The sequence below is a fragment of the Rhodoplanes sp. SY1 genome, from assembly GCF_046000175.1.
Taxonomy (GTDB): domain Bacteria; phylum Pseudomonadota; class Alphaproteobacteria; order Rhizobiales; family Xanthobacteraceae; genus Rhodoplanes.
Map to the genome: position 1 here is coordinate 1 of NZ_JBEOMB010000459.1, position 789 is coordinate 789.

At 73.4% G+C, this 789-nt stretch carries 1 pseudogene; it reads left to right on the top strand.

The window, feature by feature from the left end:
- Window positions 1-201: 201 nt before the first annotated feature.
- Window positions 202-789: pseudogene (locus ABTU92_RS30345) on the top strand (hypothetical protein); the annotation flags it as partial.

The following is a 789-nucleotide window of genomic DNA, read 5'->3' on the forward strand; positions in this document are numbered from 1 at the left end:
AGACGTCATGAGCCGCGTCGCGAGACGCGGCTTCCCCGCCGGCCGATCGCGGCGTATACGAGACGGCGCGGGCCGCCTGCGCGAGCCGCGCGAGAGCCAAGTCGCGCGGTCGTCATGTGGGCGAGCGGTACGCCGGGTGGCCGACACCCGGGTCGAAGCGGGTTCGTGCTGACATCACCGAGACCGCGCGGGGGCGCGTCCATGCCGACGACACCGAAGCACGCCCGGTCGAGAGGGCGCCGCGGCGCCGCGACGAAGCTCGCCGTCGGCCGCGTCTGCGCCGCGCTCGTCCTCGCCGGGTCGACGCTCGGCGGGCCGACGCTCGGCGGAGCCACCGCCCTCGCGCAAGACAAGCCGATGGTCCAAGACAAGCCGATCGTCCAAGAGCGGCCGATCGCGCGGGACAAGCCGGGCGTCCAAGGCGAGCCGAGCGTTCCGGACAAGCCCGTCGGCCGAGGCACGCCGGCGCCCGAGCAGTCCCCCGCCGAGAGGACCATCGGGCAGCGCGCCAAGGGCCCGCCCGGCAAGGACATCCGCATCGCCGTCTACGTCAACGTGAAGCCGGACTGCTCCAGCGGGCCGATGCCGACCATACGGCTGGTCGGCAAGCCGGCGCACGGCACCGTCACGGTGCGCAAGGCGACCATCAAGGCCACCAATGTGCGCGACTGCCTGGCCCTCGAGGTGCCCGGTTTCATCGCGTTCTACCGCTCGCGCCCGGGCTTCGCCGGTGCCGACAGCGTGGCGCTGGAGGTCCGCTTCCCGGACAAGCCGCCCCGGATCCACAAG